This is a genomic window from Streptomyces sp. SKN60 (genome assembly GCF_026236535.1).
GTDB lineage: Bacteria > Actinomycetota > Actinomycetes > Streptomycetales > Streptomycetaceae > Streptomyces.
Window position 1 is genome coordinate 393,203 of sequence record NZ_JAHTMW010000002.1, and the last position, 16,921, is coordinate 410,123.

The 16,921-nt window shown below is 72.1% G+C and carries 11 protein-coding genes; 6 read left to right on the plus strand and 5 right to left on the minus strand.

What is annotated here, in order from left to right; translation table 11 throughout:
• Positions 1-117: 117 nt before the first annotated feature.
• Together pepN (KV205_RS04910) and KV205_RS04915 are read left to right on the plus strand one after the other, a co-directional pair.
• Complete coding sequence (gene pepN / locus KV205_RS04910) at positions 118-2,679, plus strand: aminopeptidase N (RefSeq protein WP_265862416.1); 2,562 nt, start codon at positions 118-120, stop codon at positions 2,677-2,679.
• A 139-nt stretch (positions 2,680-2,818) separates the two neighbouring features.
• Positions 2,819-3,649, plus strand: coding sequence for a hypothetical protein (locus tag KV205_RS04915; RefSeq protein WP_265862418.1), 831 nt, complete (start codon positions 2,819-2,821; stop codon positions 3,647-3,649).
• A gap of 3 nt (positions 3,650-3,652) precedes the next feature.
• Here the strand turns inward: KV205_RS04915 and KV205_RS04920 are convergent, their stop codons facing one another.
• The 4 genes from KV205_RS04920 to KV205_RS04935 form a co-directional block, all read right to left on the minus strand.
• The gene (locus tag KV205_RS04920) at positions 3,653-4,831 is read right to left on the minus strand and encodes a serine hydrolase (protein WP_265862419.1); all 1,179 of its coding nucleotides are present in this window, start codon (positions 4,829-4,831) and stop codon (positions 3,653-3,655) included.
• 100 nt (positions 4,832-4,931) lie between these two features.
• Positions 4,932-5,399, minus strand: a complete 468-nt coding sequence (locus KV205_RS04925) for an NUDIX hydrolase (RefSeq protein ID WP_265862421.1) — start codon at positions 5,397-5,399, stop codon at positions 4,932-4,934.
• A 32-nt stretch (positions 5,400-5,431) separates the two neighbouring features.
• Positions 5,432-5,953, minus strand: coding sequence for an HPP family protein (locus tag KV205_RS04930; protein ID WP_265862423.1), 522 nt, complete (start codon positions 5,951-5,953; stop codon positions 5,432-5,434).
• Positions 5,950-6,825, minus strand: a complete 876-nt coding sequence (locus KV205_RS04935) for a pyridoxamine 5'-phosphate oxidase family protein (RefSeq protein ID WP_265862426.1) — start codon at positions 6,823-6,825, stop codon at positions 5,950-5,952. Before KV205_RS04935 ends, KV205_RS04930 begins: the two co-directional genes overlap by 4 nt.
• Before the next feature lie 161 nt (positions 6,826-6,986).
• Between KV205_RS04935 and KV205_RS04940 the strand changes: the two genes are divergently transcribed.
• The 4 genes from KV205_RS04940 to pepN (KV205_RS04955) all read left to right on the plus strand — a co-directional run bounded on the left by KV205_RS04940 (position 6,987) and on the right by pepN (KV205_RS04955) (position 15,080).
• Positions 6,987-7,550: a CGNR zinc finger domain-containing protein gene (locus KV205_RS04940; RefSeq protein ID WP_265862428.1), complete on the plus strand. Its 564-nt coding sequence runs from the start codon at positions 6,987-6,989 to the stop codon at positions 7,548-7,550.
• Positions 7,551-7,818: 268 nt separating this feature from the next.
• Complete coding sequence (locus KV205_RS04945; protein WP_265862429.1) at positions 7,819-11,148, plus strand: S8 family serine peptidase; 3,330 nt, start codon at positions 7,819-7,821, stop codon at positions 11,146-11,148.
• Positions 11,149-11,344: 196 nt separating this feature from the next.
• A complete protein-coding gene (locus KV205_RS04950; protein ID WP_265862431.1) occupies positions 11,345-12,361 on the plus strand; it encodes an aspartate-semialdehyde dehydrogenase in 1,017 nt (338 codons plus the stop codon).
• Between the two features lie 142 nt (positions 12,362-12,503).
• Positions 12,504-15,080 (plus strand): aminopeptidase N, encoded by a 2,577-nt coding sequence (gene pepN / locus KV205_RS04955; protein ID WP_265862432.1) that lies wholly within the window; start codon positions 12,504-12,506, stop codon positions 15,078-15,080.
• Between the two features lie 70 nt (positions 15,081-15,150).
• On the opposite strand, the gene KV205_RS04960 is transcribed toward pepN (KV205_RS04955), so the two are convergent.
• Positions 15,151-16,854 (minus strand): FG-GAP-like repeat-containing protein, encoded by a 1,704-nt coding sequence (locus KV205_RS04960; RefSeq protein ID WP_265862434.1) that lies wholly within the window; start codon positions 16,852-16,854, stop codon positions 15,151-15,153.
• Positions 16,855-16,921 lie beyond the last annotated feature (67 nt).

The following is a 16,921-nucleotide window of genomic DNA, read 5'->3' on the forward strand; positions in this document are numbered from 1 at the left end:
CAGCGTTGCGCCGAAGGACGCAACGCTTCCGGCCCCCGATCGCATTCCCCTGTGCCGCGTGACAGTGGCACATGGCAGGATCGGTGCTGTTTCGATGGCGTCACGAAGGAGTGCCCCGTGCCCGGTGAGAATCTGTCCCGCGACGAGGCCCGCGAGCGGGCCGAGCTGCTGACCGTCGACGGGTACGAGGTCCACCTCGACCTGCGCTCGGCGGTCGGCGAGTCCGGGGATGGTGTGCGCACCTTCCGGTCGGTGACCACGATCCGCTTCCGGCGCACCGGCTCGGGCGACGCCACCTTCGTGGATCTGATCGCCCCCTCGGTGAACGCGGTCACCCTCAACGGGCGCGAGCTCGACCCCAAGGCCGTCTTCGACGGCTCCCGGATCGCGGTCGACGGCCTCGCCGACGAGAACGTGCTGGTCGTCGACGCCCAGTGCGCCTACAGCCGCACCGGCGAGGGCATGCACCGCTTCGTCGACCCCGAGGACGGCGAGGTCTACCTCTACACCCAGTACGAGCCGGCCGACGCCCGTCGCGTCCACGCCAATTTCGAGCAGCCCGACCTCAAGGCGCCGTACCGCTTCGCGGTGGACGCGCCCGAGGGCTGGACGGTGTGGTCGAACGGCGTGGGCGAGCAGGACGGCGACGGGCGGTGGCACTTCGCCGAGACGGCGCCCATCTCCACGTACATCACCTGTGTCGTGGCCGGTCCGTACCACTACGTCACGGACACGTACAAGCGCACCTTCGCCGACGGCTCCGAGCTGGAGATCCCGCTGGGCGCGATGTGCCGCAAGGGGCTGGCCAAGCACTTCGACGCGGACGACGTCTTCCTGATCACCAAGCAGGGCTTCGACTTCTTCCACGACAACTTCGACTACCCGTACCCCTTCGGGAAGTACGACCAGGCCTTCGTGCCCGAGTACAACCTCGGCGCCATGGAGAACCCGGGCATGGTCACCTTCCGCGAGGAGTACATCTACCGCGGCAAGGTGACGCAGGCGGCGTACGAGCGCCGGGCCAACGTGATCCTGCACGAGATGGCCCACATGTGGTTCGGCGACCTGGTCACCATGGTGTGGTGGGACGACCTGTGGCTGAAGGAGTCCTTCGCCGACTTCATGGGCTCCTTCTCGCTCGCCGAGGCGACCCGCTTCACCAACAGCTGGGTGACCTTCGCCAACAACCGCAAGGCCTGGGCGTACCGCGCCGACCAGCTGCCGTCCACCCACCCGATCACGGCCGACATCCGTGACCTGGAGGACGCCAAGCTCAACTTCGACGGCATCACCTACGCCAAGGGCGCCTCGGTCCTGAAGCAGCTGGTGGCGTACGCGGGCCGGGACGCGTTCCTGGAGGGCGCCCGCCGCTACTTCAAGCGCCACGCGTACGGCAACACGCGCCTCAGCGACCTGCTGACCGTCCTGGAGGAGACCTCCGGCCGGGACATGAAGGCCTGGGCGAAGTCCTGGCTGCAGACCTCCGGCGTCAACAGCCTCACCCCGGACGTCACCTACGACGCCGAGGGCCGGATCACCGAGCTCGCCGTGGTCCAGGAGGGCGACGAGCTGCGCCCGCACCGCGCCGCCGTCGGCCTCTACAAGCTCTCCGGCGGGGATCTCGTGCGGTACGCGCGCGTGGAGGCCGACATCACCGGCGCCCGCACCGTGGTGGCCGAGCTGGCGGGTGCCGAGAAGCCCGACCTGGTCCTGGTCAACGACGACGACCTCACGTACTGCAAGGTCCGCTTCGACGAGGGCTCGCTCGCCACCCTGCGCGCCCACCTCGGCGACATCACCGATCCGCTGGCCCGCGCGCTGTGCTGGTCGGCGCTGTGGAACCTGACCCGCGACGGCCTCATGCCGGCCCGTGACTTCGTCAAGGTCGCGCTGGAGTTCGCGGGCCGCGAGACCGACATCGGCGTGCTGCAGATGGTGCACGCCTGGGCCCAGTCGGCGGTCACCCACTTCGCGGCGCCCGCGTGGCGGCCGGAGGGCGGGCGGCTGCTCGCCGAGGGCGGGCTGCGCGAGCTGCGGCTCGCCGAGCCGGGCAGCGAGCACCAGCTGACCTGGGCGCGCTTCTTCGCCGCCGTGGCCTCCTCGGACGCCGACCTCCAGCTCCTGGAGGGCCTGCTCGACGGCTCGGCCGGCGTCGACGGCCTCGACGTCGACCAGGAGCTGCGGTGGGCGTTCCTGGAGCCGCTGGCCACCCACGGGCGTGCCGACGAGGCGCGGATCGGTGCGGAGCTGACCCGCGACGACACCGCGACCGGCAAGCGCCACCAGGTGCGCTGTCTGGCCGCCCGCCCGTCGGCGGCGGTCAAGGCGCAGGCCTGGGCGCAGGTCGTCGAGTCGGACGCGCTGTCCAACGCCCTCGTGGAGGCGACGATCGCGGGCTTCGTGCGGCCCTCGCAGCGCGAGCTGATCGCGCCGTACGCGGAGAAGTACTTCGCGGTGATCGAGCGGATCTGGGTCGAGCGCTCGATCCAGATCGGCATGGACGTGGTGCGCGGGCTGTTCCCGGGGCTCCAGGACCGGGCCGAGACGCTGGCCGCGACCGACGCCTGGCTCGCCGGCCACGCCGACGCCGCCCCGGCGCTGCGCCGGCTCGTCCTGGAGGCGCGGGACGACCTGGCCCGGGCGCTGCGGGCCCAGGAGTGCGACGCGCGCGCCGCGTAGCCGTACGAGCGGGTGGGCCCCCGGTGCCGGGGGCCTACTCGGCACTCGAACGCGCGTACTTTAGCCCCGGCTTGTCCGGATTCGTCGACGCGCTTGTAACAGCGGTTAGTTGAGGCTCGGACGACGGAAGACCGTCGACATGAACCACAACACCCCCAAGGGTTCCCTCTCCCCCCTCCCCCACACCGGCGTGGACCGGTTCCGGGAGGCCCTCCGGCACGCCCGCCCCGAGGCGATGCTCACCGGGCTCGCCGCGCTCTCCCTGCACCGCTTCGCCTCCGCTCCCCCGCCCGGCATGATCGACCGGGTCGACGTGCTCGTCCCGCGCACCCGCCGGGTGCGGTCCACCGGACAGGTCCGCGTGGTGCGGACCGCCGAGCCGCCGCAGCCGGTGGAGATCGACGGGATGCCGGTCGCCCCGGTCCCCCGGGCGCTCGCCGACGCCGTCGCGGCGCTGAACGACGCGAGCGTGGTACGCCGGCTGCTCACCGAGGCGGTCAGCGGCGGGCACTGCGAACCGGGTGCGGTGGTACGGGAGTTGAACCGGGCCCGGCTGCTGACCCGGCCGCACGTGGTGGACGCGGTGGACTCCCTGCTCGCCGAGGGCCGGTCGATCGCCGAGGACCGGCTGTACGCGATGGTGCGGGAGTTCGCGCTGCCGGACCCGCTGTGGAACGTGGACCTGCGGCTGCCGGGCGGCCCGCACCTCGGCGGCGTCGACGCCTACTGGCCGGACCAGGCGGTCGCGGTGGAGCTGGACACCCGGGCGCCGCGGCAGGACGACGACGCGCTGTGGACGGAGTACACGCGCAAGCGCGAGCACCTGGAGCGGCTCGGCATCACCGTCGTCCACCTCACCCCGCGCAAGCTGCGCGAGGCGATGGACCAGCAGGCGACCGTGGTCCGTACGGCCCTGATGGCCGCGGCGGACCGGCAGCCGCCCGCGTATGTCGTCGTCCTGCCCCGCTGATCCCTACTTCTTGGGGGCAGTGCCGCAGAACTCCGCCTCCAGGAGGGGCTGGGTGTCACCCGTCCAGTCGGCGTTGAGGTTCGCGGCGAGCGAGTGCGTGCCGTCCCTGGTGACCACGGCCTGCGAGGTGGAGCCGTGGATGCCGCCACCGTGGCCCCAGACCTCCTTCCCGCAGCTCAGCTTCGTCTGCATCAGCGCGAGTCCGTACCGCGTCGACCCCCCGTCGAGGGGAGTGGCGACCGTGTCGGTCAGCTCCTTCATCTCGGCCTTCGGCAGCAGCCGGCCCTTGAGCAGGGCGCGGTAGAAGGTCTGCAGGTCGTTCGCGTCGGAGATCATCTCGCCCGCCGCGCCGGCGAGGCTCGGGTTGAGGTCGCTGACGTCGTGGACCGGTCCGGTGCCGTCCAGGGTCAGCTTCGAGTACGCGGGTGAATGCGGCTGCGGCATACGGGACTTGGTGCCGGGGACGCTGGTGGCGCGCAGCTTCAGGGGCTTGATGATCCGGTTCTCGACGGCCTTGCCGTAGGGGCGGCCGGTGACCTTCTCGATGACCATGCCGGCGAGCACGAAGTTGGTGTTGGAGTAGTTCCAGGAGGTGCCGGGCGCGAAGTCGGGCTCGTGGGTCATCGCGATGGCGACGAGCTGCTCAGGGGTCCAGGTGTCGTAGCGGTGCTCCAGGAAGGCGGGGCCGAAGACCTTCTCCTGGAAGCCGGGGTCCTCGGTGTAGCCGTAGATGCCGCTGGTGTGGTTGAGCAGCTGCCGGACGGTGATCTCGCGGCCGTCGTGGCCGTGGCCGCGGACCACGCCGGGCAGCCATTTCTCGACCGGGTCGTCGAGGTCGAGCCGGCCCTCGGCCTGGAGCTGGAGCAGCACGGTGGCGGTGAAGGTCTTGGTGATGGAGCCGACCCGGAAACGGTCGTCGCCGTTGCGCTCGCCGGCGGTGCCGGTCCAGCGGTCCTTGCCGTCCCGGACCTGCGCGACGGCGCCGGGCACCCCCTCGGCGACGGCCGCGTCCAGGGCCTGCTGGGTGAGGGCGTGGGACGGCTTCGCCGAGGCGGCCGGGGCGGCCTGCGGGGCCGCGGTGGCGGCGACGGCGGGTGCGGCGAGCGCGGTGGCGGTGAGGCCGGCGACGAGTCCGGCGGCGAGGAGGGTACGGACGGTGCGTGCGGTGCGCGTGGCTGACATGCGGACTCCCGGGTCTCCCGTGATCGTGAACTGCGGTCACGGGAGGGGACCGCGGGAGCTGAGCGACGGGTTGAGACCCGTCCGGACGGTTGATCCCTTTTCAGCCGTTCGCCGGATCGGTGAGGTGCGAGCGGCCCGAGGGGGGCCGGTCGCGCCAGAGCTGGAGGCCGATGTCGACGAGATCGACGCGGTCGAGGGCGGGTACGGAGTCGAGCGGGTGCCAGGCGGCGAGGTCGGTGGAGCCGTCGGTCTCGTGCCGCAGCTCGCCGCCGGTGATCCGCGCCTCGTAGATGATCCGCAGCCCCTGCCAGTCGCCGGGCCCGCCCATCCGGCGCAGCCAGTTGCGCCGGATGGAGTCGATCCCGAGCAGCACGGTGGGCTCGGCCACGTACCCGGTCTCCTCCTCGACCTCCCGCACGACGGTCTCGACCGGCTCCTCGCCGTGGTCCATCCCGCCTCCGGGCAGTGTCCACCGCTTGCGCCCGTCCTTGGCGACCCAGCGGGCGAGCAGTATCTCCCCGTCCCGGACGCACACGGCGTAGGCCGCCACCCGCAACTCCTGCTTCATACCGGGAGGTTAGGGGGAAACGGGGACGGGCCCTAGATCCAGTACGCGGGATAGCTCCGTCCCGTCACGCGCGCGCCCGCCAGGCCGACGGCGACCAGGAGCACCGCCGCGAGGGCGAGGAGGGCCAGGAAGGTCCAGAACGGGGGGTGCTGGAGGGCGACGATGACCGCGGTGGCGGCGGCCGGGGAGTGGGGGGTGCGGGCGGCGGCCATCACGCCGAGGGCGAGGCCGCCGGCGAGGGCGGCGGACCAGAGGCCGGGGCCGGCGAGGGCGAGGACGGCGAAGCCGGTGAGGGCGGAGAGGAGCTGGCCGCCGACGACCGAGCGGGGCTGGGCGAGCGGCAGGTCGGGGGCGCCCGCGACGAGGGCCATGCTGGCGGCGAGCGGCGGGATGAGCAGCGGCTGGTGGAGGGCCGTGCCGACGGCGACGAGCAGCAGGAGCGCCGTGACGCTGATGGCCGTGGAGGCGAGCAGCACGCGCGGGCGGGGCCGGGGCGGCGCCGAGGCGGGCCGGACGGCGACGGCGGGCGCGGCGGCGTGCTGGGCGGTGGTCACAGGTGGTCCTTCGCGGTGAGGTCCGAGGCGGGGTGAGCGGCGGGTTGAGGAGTGGGGGTCACGGGGGCCGACCAGCGGATCGGTGTCCGGGCCTGCACGGTGTGGTCGAGGCGGAAGCGGACGGTCCGGCCGCCGGGGCCGTACTCGGTGTGGGCGAGGCCGGAGAGCTGGAGGGTGGTGCCGGTGGGCCAGTCGAGCAGGAGCAGTCCGGCGCGCCCGTCGGCGGCGAGGTTGCCGAGGGTGCGGAACATGTCGTTGCCCGGGTAGTCGGGCCAGCTCAGCTCGGTGGGCGATTCGACGGTGACGAAGCCGGGGCGGCCGCCCCGGTGGCTGACGTCGGCGCCGTCGGGCGTGGCGCTGGCGACGAAGAAGGTGTCGGCGGCCCGGACCAGGCGCTGCTGGGCGCGGCTGAGCGCGGTGCCGCGCCGTACGGCCCCGACCCCGGGTCCCAGGACGACGCCAGCGTCGCCCGTGCCGTACAGCCGGCGCTGTGACACGTACGCGGAACAGTTGGCGAAGACCCGCTCGGTATCGACGCGCAGCCCGCGTGCGCTGGGGCGCGCGAGGCCGTTGAGGCGCAGCCGGCGCCGGGTGCGCGGGTCGACGGCGAGGGTGCCGACGGGGGTGCCGGCGGTGTCGGTGACGGCCGTGCCGAGCGGGTCGTGGGCGGGGATGCCGCCGGCGACGGAGAAGGTGTGCGGGCCGGTGGCGCGGGCGAAGCCGGGGCGGCCGGTGAGCAGGCTCACCCAGACCCGGCCGGCCGGGTCGGCGGCGCCGAGCACCAGCATCGGCTGGGCCTCCAGGAAGGCGGCGGCCACCGGGGTGATGCCGGTGCGTTCGAGGACGGTGGAGCCGGGGAGGTGCGTGCGCATGGTTCCTCCAGGGATGCGGGCCCAGGGGCCTGCCCCACCCCTCACGACCGATGACAGCTAACCTATCACCGGGACTTTAGAGGTTAGTGACGCCCTCGCGCAACCGGTCACGTAACCTTCAGGGGTTAGTCCGAAAACCGCCGCCGAGGAGGGCGCCCGCCATGACCGTCCCGACCGCCGCCGCCCCCGCCCCCGACCCGCGGCCGCTCACCGGCGAACCCGTCTCCCTCGACCTGCTCAACACCCGCTGGATGGCGGACGGCGTACGGCAGGACCTGCTGACGGACACCGACGGGCTGGCGATCTGGCTGGCCGCCAACGGACTCGACGGGCGCTTCGCCGCCGACCCGGCCACCCTGCGGCACACCCTCACCGCCCGCGACGCGCTCGGCGCGCTCGTCGACCGGCCCGGCGACCCGGCGGCCACCGCGCGGGTGGACGCGGTCCTCGACCACGGGCGCATCCGGGCCGTGCTCAGCACCGAGGGTCCGGGCGAGCGACCGGAGTTCGCCGACCCCGCCTGGGGCCCCGGCTGGACCGCCGCCCGCGACTACCTCGACCTCCTGCGCACCCAGCCGGACCGGATCCGCAAGTGCGCCCACGAGGCGTGCATCCTGCACTTCTTCGACACCTCGCGGAACGGGACCCGCCGCTGGTGCTCGATGGCCCTGTGCGGCAACCGGGCCAAGGCCTCCCGGCACTACGCCCGCACGAAGGACCAGTGACCCTTCCCGACCCCCTTCCTGACCCCCTTCCCGGCACCCTCGTCAACCCCCCTATCAACCCCTATATCGACCCCCGTCCCAACCCTCTGACGAATCACCCCTGTTGAGGTGATTCGTTCTCCGTGGCGCACGATCCCCAGTGGCGGATGTGCGCCACGCCCGCATTCCGCCGCCCGGGAACTCTCCCCAAACCCCTGTCACTTGCGAAAGGCTGAGCGGTCATCCGGTACCGAAATCCGGACCCTCTCCTTTCACTTCAGGGATGTAAATGACCACCCCCGAATCGCAGAGCTCCATACCCGGGCGCTCGACCCCCGGGACCAGACGCGCGGCCCGCATCGCCGCCGCCGCCGGACTCGTGACCGCGCTGATCGCGAGCGGCGCCGCCCCGGTCCTGGCCGCCGACGACCCGGCGACCGGCACCCCGGCCACCTCCCCGGCGAAGACCGCCGACCCGGCCGACAAGCTCGGCGTCACCGACGCCCAGCGCCTCGACGAGGCCGAGGCCGCGCACCAGCCGAACGTCACCGTGCTCGTCGCCACCGCCCCCGGCGCGACCGAGCAGGTCGCCGGCCAGCTCGACGCCGTCCCCGGCGCCTCCGTCGGCAAGCAGGACGACAAGCTCGGCTACGTCCGCGCCACCCTGCCGACCGCGAAGGCCGACGCGGCCATCAAGGCCGCCACCAAGCTCTCCTCGGTCCAGTCGATCGACCTCCAGGCGGAGATCGAGCTCGACGACCCCACCCCGGACGCCGGCACCACCGGCGCCGTCGAGGGCACCACGGTCACGCAGACCTACCCGGCGCCCGGCAAGTACACCCCGGCGAAGAACCCGTACAACCCCTCGTACGAGACGGGCGCGGTCGACTTCGTCAAGGAGCACCCCAAGGCCGACGGCCGCGGCGTGACCATCGGCATCCTCGACTCCGGTGTCGACCTCGGCCACCCGGCCCTGCAGAAGACCACCACCGGCGAGCGCAAGATCGTCGACTGGGTCACCGCCACCGACCCGATCACCGAGGGCGACGGCACCTGGCGCGCCCAGATCACCCCGGTCACCGGCCCCGTCTTCACCGCGAGCAGCCAGAGCTGGAAGGCCCCCGAGGGCTCCTACAGCTTCAGCGTGTTCCGCGAGTCGGTCACCGCGGGCGGCGACCCGAAGGGCGACATCAACCGGGACGGCGACACCACCGACGTCTTCGGTCTGCTCTACGACGCCGCCGCCGGCACCGTCCGGGTCGACACCGACCAGAACGGCGACTTCACGGACAACGCGCCGATGAAGCCGTACAAGGACGGCAACCAGGTCGGCTACTTCGGTGCCGACAACCCGGCCACCCCGGTCGCCGAGAAGGTCCCGTTCGTCGTGCAGATCCGCAAGGACGTGCCGATGGACCCGCTGGGCGGCACCTGGGTCGGCAAGAAGGCCGACTTCGTCAACGTCGGTCTCGTCGAGTCCGCGCACGGCACCCACGTGGCCGGCATCACCGCCGCCAACGGCCTGTTCGGCGGGAAGATGAGCGGCGCCGCGCCCGGCGCGAAGCTCGTCTCCATGCGCGCCTGCACCTGGACCGGCGGCTGCACCAACACCGCGCTCACCGAGGGCATGATGGACCTCGTCGTGAACCGCGGCGTCGACATCGTCAACATGTCCATCGGCGGTCTGCCGCTGCAGAACGACGGCGACAACGTGCGCGCCCGCCTCTACACCCGGCTCATCGACGAGTACGGCGTGCAGCTGGTCATCTCGGCCGGCAACGAGGGCCCCGGCATCAACACGATCGGCGACCCCGGCCTGGCCGACAAGGTCCTCTCGGTCGGCGCGGCCGTCTCCAAGGACACCTGGGCCGCCAACTACGGCTCGGCCGTCGAGAAGAAGTACGCGATGTTCCCGTTCTCCTCGCGCGGCCCGCGTGAGGACGGCGGCTTCACGCCCACCATCACCGCGCCCGGCTCGGCCGTGAACTCCATCCCGACCTGGCTGGAGGGCCAGGGCGTGGCGGAGGCCGGCTACCCGCTGCCCGCCGGTTACGGCATGCTCAACGGCACCTCGATGTCCTCGCCGCAGGCGGCGGGCGCGAGCGCGCTGCTGATCTCGGCCGCCAAGCAGAAGCGCATCGCGCTCTCCCCGCTGACCCTGCGCACCGCGCTCACCTCGACCGCCAAGCGCATCTCGGGCGTCGCAGCCCACGAGCAGGGCGCCGGCCTCATCGACATCGAGGAGGCCTGGGAGTCGATCAAGGACGGTGCCACCGCCCACGACTACAAGGTCGAGGCCCCGGTCGACACCGCGATCTTCCCGGCCCCGCACACCGGCACCGGTGTGTACGACCGCGAGGGCGGCCTCAAGGTCGGCCAGAAGAAGGTCTACGACGTCACCGTCACGCGCACGAGCGGCCCGGACCGTGCCATCGAGCACGAGCTGGACCTCAAGTACAACGACGGCACCTTCCGGATCCTCGGCGACGACGAGATCGACCTGCCGCTGAACAAGCCGGTCACGGTCAAGCTGGAGGCCCGCCCGCGCACCGCCGGCGTGCACAGCGTGATCCTGGAGGCCGACGACGAGCGCACCGAGGGCGTCGACAAGCAGATCCTCGCCACCTCGATCGTCTCCGCCGACCTGGTCGCGCCCGGCTTCGGCTTCACCGCCTCCGGCTCCGTGCAGCGCAACAGCCACAAGTCCTACTTCGTGACCGTGCCGAAGGGCGCCAAGACCCTCGAGGTCTCGATCGGCGGGCTGAAGGAGAAGAGCCAGACCCGGTTCATCACCCAGCACCCGTACGGCGTGGCCCTGGAGGACAACGCGACCAACCAGTGCTACCCGCACTACAACCCGGCGAACACCTGCCGCCCGGACGTGCGCTCCTACGCCAACCCGATCCCGGGCGTCTGGGAGATCATCGTCGAGTCCCGCCGCACCTCGCCGGACCTGGACAACCCGTTCACCCTGAACGTGTCCGTCCTCGGCGCCGACTTCGACCCGGCCGTCCAGAAGGTCGCCGAGGCGAAGATCGGCACCCCGTCCGCCGTGCAGTGGAAGGTCGGCAACGGCTTCGCCGCGATCGACGGGCACCTCAAGGGCGGCTCGCTCGGCTCGCAGAAGTCCGAGCGCCCGACCATCCAGCACCACGAGCAGCAGACCCGCACCGTCACCATCGGTGAGGGCGTGGAGCGCCTCGACATCGCCATCGGCAACACCTCCGACCTGGCCGCCGACCTCGACCTCACGGTCACGCTCGACGGCAAGCAGGTCGGCCAGTCCGCCGACGGCGACTCCGAGGAGGCCGTGACCCTGCTCAAGCCCGCCCCCGGCACGTACACCGTCGTCATCGACGGCTACTCCGTGCAGGCGGCCGGCGGCACCGCCTACGACTACAAGGACGTGTACTACTCGTCCGCGCTCGGCACCGTGAAGGTCGACGAGTCGAAGCCGGTCCAGCTCGCCAACGGCGGCTCCGCGGACGTCGCCGCCGAGGTCGTCGTGAACGCCGCCGCGCCCGAGGGCCGGCAGTTCTTCGGCGAGGTGCAGCTGGTGAACGCGCGGGGCACCGCCGCGGGCACCGGCAGCGTGGTGATCGAGAAGGTCACCCCGTAACGAAGGTCACCCCGTAGCACCGGGAAGATCCACGGGAGGGGCGGGCGCCGGAACCGGTGCCCGCCCCTTTCCCGTCCCCGGGAGTGTCTCCGTCCCGTGACCTGTCCGGCCCTTGGACAATGGATTGGACAAGGCGACCCGGGACATACGCATCATGGAAGCCGCAGCACCTGCACACTCGTACGGAGGAGTCCCCGTGAAGGTCGGAATCGTCGGAGCCACCGGTCAGGTCGGCACAGTCATGCGCAAGATTCTGGCCGAGCGGAAGTTCCCGGTCGACGAGCTGCGTCTCTTCGCCTCCGCCCGCTCCGCCGGCAAGGTCGTCGACGGCGTGACCGTCGAGGACGCCGCCACCGCCGACTACACCGGCCTGGACATCGTCCTCTTCTCGGCCGGCGGCGCCACCTCCAAGGCCCTCGCCGAGAAGGTCGCCTCCCAGGGCGCCGTGGTGATCGACAACTCCTCCGCCTGGCGCCGTGACCCCGAGGTCCCCCTCGTGGTGTCCGAGGTCAACCCGCACGCGGTCAAGGACCGCCCCAAGGGCATCATCGCCAACCCGAACTGCACCACCATGGCCGCCATGCCGGTGCTCAAGCCGCTCCACCAGGAGGCCGGCCTCACCGCGCTGGTCGCCACCACCTACCAGGCCGTCTCCGGCTCGGGCGTGGCCGGCGTCGCCGAGCTGGACGAGCAGGTCAAGGCCGTCGCGCCGCGCGCCGCCGAGCTGACCCACGACGGCGAGGCCGTCGCCTTCCCCGAGCCCGGCGTCTACCGCCGCAACATCGCCTTCAACGTGGTCCCGCTCGCCGGCAACCTCGTCGACGACGGCACCCACGAGACCGACGAGGAGCAGAAGCTCCGCAACGAGTCCCGCAAGATCCTGGAGATCCCCGAGCTCAAGGTCTCCGGCACCTGTGTCCGCGTCCCGGTCTTCTCCGGCCACTCGCTCCAGGTCAACGCCCGCTTCGAGCGTCCGATCAGCGTCGAGCGCGCGTACGAGCTGCTGAAGGACGCCGAGGGCGTCGAACTCTCCGAGATCCCGACCCCGCTCCAGGCCGCCGGCAAGGACGCCTCCTACGTGGGCCGCATCCGGGTCGACGAGACCGTCGAGAACGGCCTCGCGCTCTTCCTCTCCAACGACAACCTGCGCAAGGGCGCGGCGCTGAACGCCGTGCAGATCGCGGAGCTCGTCGCGAAGGAACTGCAGGGCTGATCCCCGCCGTACGGAGGAACGGCGGTCACCGGTGACCGGTGGCCGCCGTTCCTTCTTGTTCGCCCTGGGAAATGTGCCGTGCGCCTCCCGCTCACCCCGTGGAAGGATGGCCCAAACGTCACGAAACCGAGGAGTTGACCGGGTGCCTGGTACGAACCTGACCCGTGAAGAGGCTCAGCAGCGGGCGAAGCTGCTGTCCGTGGACGCGTACGAGGTCGACCTCGACCTCACGGGTGCGCAGGAGGGCGGCACCTACCGGTCCGTCACCACCGTCCGCTTCGATTCCGCCGCGGAGAACGCGGAGACCTTCATCGACCTCGTCGCGCCCGCCGTGCACGAGGTCGTCCTGAACGGGCACGCCCTCGACGTGGCCGCGGTCTTCCGGGACTCGCGGATCGCGCTGCCGCACCTGAAGCAGGGCCGCAACGAGCTGAAGGTCGTCGCGGACTGCGCGTACACCAACACGGGTGAGGGCCTGCACCGCTTCGTCGACCCGGTCGACGGGCAGGCGTACCTCTACACCCAGTTCGAGGTGCCGGACGCCCGCCGGGTCTTCGCCTCCTTCGAGCAGCCCGACCTGAAGGCCACCTTCCAGTTCACCGTGAAGGCGCCCGAGGGCTGGAGCGTGATCTCCAACTCGCCCACCCCGGAGCCGAAGGACGGCGTGTGGGAGTTCGCGCCGACCCCGCGCATCTCCTCGTACATCACCGCGCTGATCGTCGGCCCGTACCACGCGGTGCACTCCTCGTACGAGGGCGCCGACGGCCAGGTCGTGCCGCTCGGCATCTACTGCCGTCCGTCGCTCGCGGAGTTCCTGGACGCGGAGCACATCTTCGACGTGACCCGGCAGGGCTTCACCTGGTTCCAGGAGAAGTTCGACTACGCGTACCCGTTCGCCAAGTACGACCAGCTCTTCGTGCCGGAGTTCAACGCCGGCGCCATGGAGAACGCGGGCGCGGTCACCATCCGCGACCAGTACGTCTTCCGCTCCAAGGTGACGGACGCGGCCTACGAGCGGCGTGCCGAGACCATCCTCCACGAGCTGGCCCACATGTGGTTCGGCGACCTGGTCACCATGGAGTGGTGGAACGACCTGTGGCTGAACGAGTCGTTCGCCACCTTCACCTCGGTCGCCTGCCAGGCCTCCGTCGAGGGCACCCGCTGGCCGAACGCCTGGACCACCTTCGCCAACGCGGAGAAGACCTGGGCCTACCGCCAGGACCAGCTGCCGTCCACGCACCCGATCATGGCGGACATCAACGACCTGGAGGACGTGCTCGTCAACTTCGACGGCATCACCTACGCCAAGGGCGCCTCCGTCCTGAAGCAGCTGGTGGCGTACGTCGGGCAGGACGAGTTCTTCCAGGGCGTGCAGGCGTACTTCAAGCGCCACGCGTTCGGCAACACCCGCCTCGCCGACCTGCTCGGCGCCCTTGAGGAGACCTCCGGGCGTGACCTGAAGGCCTGGTCGAAGGCGTGGCTGGAGACCGCGGGCATCAACATCCTGCGCCCCGAGATCGAGACCGACGAGAACGGCGCGATCACCTCCTTCGCCGTCCGCCAGGAGGCCCCGGCGCTGCCCGCCGGCGCCAAGGGCGAGGCCGTGCTGCGCCCGCACCGGATCGCGATCGGCCTGTACGACCTCGACGCGGCCGGCAAGCTGGTGCGCACCGAGCGCCTGGAGCTGGACATCGACGCGGCCGAGCTGACGCCGGTCCCGCAGCTCGCGGGCAAGCAGCGCCCGGCCGTGGTCCTGCTGAACGACGACGACCTGTCGTACGCCAAGGTCCGCCTCGACGAGGTGTCCCTGAAGAACGTCACCGCGCACCTGGGCGACTTCACCGAGTCGCTGCCGCGCGCGCTGTGCTGGGCCTCGGCCTGGGACATGACCCGGGACGGCGAGCTCGCCACCCGCGACTACCTGGACCTGGTGCTCTCCGGCATCACCAAGGAGACCGACATCGGCGTCGTGCAGTCGCTGCAGGGCCAGGTGAAGGTGGCCCTCGACCTGTACGCGGCGCCGGAGTGGCGTGCCGAGGGCCTGGCCCGCTGGGGGACGGCCGCACAGGAGCAGCTGCGGGCGGCGGCTCCGGGCAGCGACCACCAGCTGGCGTGGGCGCGGGCCTTCGCGGCGACCGCCCGTGAGGACGCCGAGCTCGGCCTGCTCGCGGCGCTGCTCGACGGTGGCGAGACGATCGAGGGCCTGGCCGTGGACGCCGAGCTGCGCTGGGCGTTCGTGCAGCGGCTCGCGGCGGCCGGCCGCTTCGAGGAGGCCGAGATCGCGGCCGAGCTGGAGCGCGACAAGACGGCCGCGGGCGAGCGCCACGCCGCCACGGCCCGCGCGGCCCGCCCGACGGAGGCCGCCAAGGCCGAGGCCTGGGCCTCGGTCGTGGAGTCCGACACGCTGGCGAACGCGGTGCAGGAGGCGGTGATCGGCGGCTTCGTCCAGGCCGACCAGCGCGAGCTGCTCGCCCCGTACACGGAGAAGTACTTCGCGTCGATCAAGCACGTCTCCGAGACGCGCAGCCACGAGATGGTCCAGCAGATCGTGGTCGGCCTCTACCCGACGCTCCAGGTGTCGCAGGCGACCCTGGACGCCACGGACGCCTGGATCGCGGCGAACGACCCGGCCCCGGCGCTGCGCCGGCTTGTGACCGAGTGCCGTGCGGGCGTCGAGCGCGCCCTGAAGGCGCAGGCGGCGGACGCGGCGGCGGCCTGACGGCCGTAGCTCCTCCTCGGTGACGGGCCCCGGACCGATGTCGGTCCGGGGCCCTTCCCGTTTCAGCGGCTCAGCCGAGGTTCGTCAGCCACTGCCAGCCGCCGGTGCCGATCGTCGTCGGGGTGCCGAGGCCGGTCGCCGTGCCCGGGAGGAACTCCAGGTTCTCGGCGGTGCCGGCGGTACGGGTGGTCCACAGGTCCGGCAGGCCGTCGCCGGTCACGTCGCCGGCCGAGACGGCGAGGCGCCGGTCGGCGACGGTCCAGGGGCCGCCGGTCAGGGCGACGGGGGCGGCGAGTGCGGTCGCTCCCTGGCTCGCGTACTGCTTGATCTCGCCGGTGGCCCGGTCGCGGCCCCACACGTCGGCCCTGCCGTCGCCGGTGACGTCGCCGGGCAGGAGCACGTCGTGGCCGGCCCACTCGGGGCCGCCGATGTTCAGCGCGGCCTTGGCGGCGAAGGTCGGCCTGCCGTCGACGGCGGCGCCGCCGCGGTGCAGCCAGAGGCCGGTGGCGCTGCGGGCGAGGACGTCGGGGAGGCCGTCGCCGTCCACGTCGCCGGCGGCGAGCGGGGTGGCGTCGCTCCAGCCGGTGGGGCGGCCGCCCATGGCGACGCGGGTGCCGAGCTCGCCGCTGCCGGCGTTCGGGTAGACCCAGAGGGTGTCGCCGATCCGGGCGAGCAGATCCTCGCGGCCGTCTCCGGTCCAGTCGCCGCGGTGGCTGACGGCGGCGCCGGCCCAGCCGCCGGTGCCGATCTGGCGCATGCCGGCGAGGGTGCCGCCACCGGTGCCGGAGTAGAGGCGCAGATTGCCGTCGTCCTTCACGGCGACGAAGTCGGGCCGGCCGTCGCCGGTGAGGTCGCCGTCGGTGCCGCTGCCGGGCCGGGGCTCGGGGTAGGCGGCGGCGCGCAGGAGCAGGTGGTCGGAGAGCGGGGCGGCGGGCGCCGGTTCGGGTTCGAGGGCGTCGGCGCGGACGGTGTGGAAGTCACGGGCGCTGAGGAAGACGTGGTCGAACTTCTTGCCGGTGTACGTGGTGGGCTCGCCGGAGCGGCACTCGGTGGCGCCGGAGGTGAGGCACGCGGCCGTGAACCAGTCGTGGTCGTTCTCGTCGGCCTCGGCGAACGGCCCGGTGCCGGGCAGCCCGGCCCGTATCGGGTCCAGGGCCGGGTAGTCGGCGCCCGCGTTGAGGTCGCCGCCGAGGATGACGGGGAGCCCGGCGGCCCAGGTGTCGACCTTGGCCATGACCTGGGAGGAGCCGTTGTCGGGCTGGATGTACTGGGCGAGGTGGGTGTTGCAGAGGAGCGTGGTGCGCCCGTCGACCGGTCCGCGGGCGCACAGCACCGCCCGGCCCTCCTCGCCCGCCGGGACGGTGAGGTTGGCGGCGTAGCGGTCGACGGCCGGCGCCTTGACGAAGATTCCGAGGCCGAAGCGCTTGTCGCTCGACCACTTGCCGCAGCCGGAGACGTCGTTGACGGTCGAGGTCCACACGCCGGTGTAGCCGGGCAGGGCGTCGCGCAGCGCGGCCCACTGGCCGAAGCACAGCTCCTGGAGGAACAGCGCGTCGGTGTCCCAGGCGAGCGTCTGGTCCTTCACCTCGGCGGTCCAGGTGGGCAGGTCGAGCGCGCTCTGGCAGGTGTACCCGCCGCAGACGTTGTACGAGAGGGTGCGCACCGGCGGCGCGGTGGCCGGGTCCACCGTGTCGGCGGCGGCCGGTGCCGCGGTCGGCAGGACCGCGGCGGCCAGCAGCGCGAGCACGGTGGCGGCTCTGTGGAGGATTCTCATGCCCGCAGAGCGTAGTGATCGTTTGGACTTCCTCTTCCGTGCGCCGGTGCGGAGTTCGTCAGTCGGT

Bases quoted from the DNA above. Each gene is read 5' to 3' on its own strand.
- KV205_RS04935 (WP_265862426.1), bottom strand. From the start codon at position 6,825: ATGCGCACGCACCTCCCCGGCTCCACCGTCCTCGAACGCACCGGCATC.
- KV205_RS04925 (WP_265862421.1), bottom strand. From the start codon at position 5,399: ATGAAGCAGGAGTTGCGGGTGGCGGCCTACGCCGTGTGCGTCCGGGAC.
- KV205_RS04920 (WP_265862419.1), bottom strand. From the start codon at position 4,831: ATGTCAGCCACGCGCACCGCACGCACCGTCCGTACCCTCCTCGCCGCC.
- KV205_RS04945 (WP_265862429.1), top strand. From the start codon at position 7,819: ATGACCACCCCCGAATCGCAGAGCTCCATACCCGGGCGCTCGACCCCC.
- KV205_RS04960 (WP_265862434.1), bottom strand. From the start codon at position 16,854: ATGAGAATCCTCCACAGAGCCGCCACCGTGCTCGCGCTGCTGGCCGCC.
- KV205_RS04915 (WP_265862418.1), top strand. From the start codon at position 2,819: ATGAACCACAACACCCCCAAGGGTTCCCTCTCCCCCCTCCCCCACACC.
- KV205_RS04940 (WP_265862428.1), top strand. From the start codon at position 6,987: ATGACCGTCCCGACCGCCGCCGCCCCCGCCCCCGACCCGCGGCCGCTC.